Origin of the sequence: Protofrankia sp. Cr1 (assembly GCF_963555865.1) — a bacterium.
Taxonomy (GTDB): Bacteria; Actinomycetota; Actinomycetes; order Frankiales; family Frankiaceae; genus Protofrankia.
On sequence record NZ_CAUVXO010000346.1, the window covers coordinates 4,136 to 5,851 of the forward strand.

Below are 1,716 nucleotides of genomic sequence, written 5' to 3' on the forward strand. Positions count from 1 at the left end.
GAAGGGTGCAGTTCCGCTGAGGTGAGATTGTTGATCTAGCGACCTTCGGATGCTGTGGCAGGGTTGATCAATAGGAGGGCTCCTTCTCGCTACGTTCCGTGGTGCCTAAGCCATGGAGGCGCAACAAGAAGGAGCCCGGGTGTCAGGGTACGGGGAGCAGTCGGAAGCCGCGCACGCGAGGCTGTTCGCGGCGTCGCGGGAGCTGTACTTCGCGCTCGAGGCGGACCTGGTGAGCAGGGTCGCGGCAGGGTCGACGGCCGACGCTGTCGAGGACCTGATCGACGAGCGCGGCCGGGAAGTACACCGGGCGTTGCTCCAGGCGTGCCTGGACACCTACGCCCAGCGGGAACGGCGGGCACAGACGGCGCCGGTCGGCGCGGACGGCACCACCCGCACCCGGGTCGAGAAGGGCCACAGCCGCACGCTGGTCTCCCGGTTCGGGCCGGTCGTGGTCACCCGGCTGGCCTACCGGGCACGACCGCCGAAAACGCCGAACCTGCACCTGGCGGACCTGGAGTTGAACCTGCCTGCCGGGGTCCACTCGCACACGCTGCGCCGTGACGTGGCCGTCGAGGCGACCCGCGGCTCGTTCGACGGCGCGGTCGACGCCGTCGAGCGTTTCACCGGCCAGAAGGTCGGCAAACGGCAGGCCGTCGAGCTGGCCCGCTCCGCGGCCTGCGACGTCGAGGCGTTCTACGCCCAGGTGACGCTGGAGGTAGCCGGCGCCGGCCGCATCCTGGTCCTGCAGTTCGACGGGAAAGGCGTCGTGATGCGCCCCGAGGGGCTGCGCCCGGCGACCGCGAAGGCCGCCCAGCAGAAGAAGAACCGGCTCGCGACCCGGCTCTCGCCCGGCGAGAAGAGTAACCGCAAGCGGATGGCGGAGATCGCGGTCGTGCACGACGCCGCGCCCGCTCCGCGCACCGTCGACGACGTCGTGCCCCTCCCCGGCCGCGCGAACGCCGAGGTCAGCGCCGCACCCGCGCGGGCGAAGGGGCCGAAGGCGACCGGGAAATGGCTGACCGCCTCTGTCGTCGACGACATCGCCACCGTCGTCGCGGCCGGCTTCGACGAGGCCGAGCGGCGCGACCGGCACCACCAGCGGACCTGGGTCGTCCTCGTCGACGGCAACAACACCCAGATCGAGGCGATCCAGACCGAGGCCGCCCGCCGCGGGGTCACCGTCCACGTCCTCGTGGACTTCGTCCACGTCACCGAGTACATCTGGACCGCGGCCTGGTCGTTCTTCGAGACCGGCGATCCCGACGCCGAGACGTGGGTCCGCACCCAGCTGCGTCAGATCCTGCGCGGCAAGGCATCCGCGGTCGCCGCCGGGATCCGTCGCCGCGCAACCTACAACCAGTACGACGCCGCCGAACGCAAAGGCGCTGACACCGCCGCCAACTACCTGACAGCCAAGGCCCCCCACCTTGGCTACGGCACCGCGCTCGCCAACGGCTGGCCCATTGCGACCGGCGTCGTGGAAGGCACCTGCCGCCACCTGATCAAAGACCGCATGGACATCACCGGCGCGCGATGGGGGCTCGAAGGCGCAGAATCGGTCCTCCTGCTCCGCGCCGTCGTCACCAACGGCGACTTCGACGCCTACTGGGCGTACCACCTCGACCAAGAACAGCAACGTAACCACCACAGCAAGTTCGCACTGCTCGACACAGCAGCATGATCACATAATGATCAAATCACTTGGAGGGAACTGCA

At 69.3% G+C, this 1,716-nt stretch carries 1 protein-coding gene; it reads left to right on the forward strand.

What is annotated here, in order from left to right; genetic code table 11:
* Positions 1-181 precede the first annotated feature (181 nt).
* A complete protein-coding gene (locus U9980_RS20900; protein ID WP_322769473.1) occupies positions 182-1,681 on the forward strand; it encodes an ISKra4 family transposase in 1,500 nt (499 codons plus the stop codon).
* Positions 1,682-1,716: the final 35 nt, after the last annotated feature.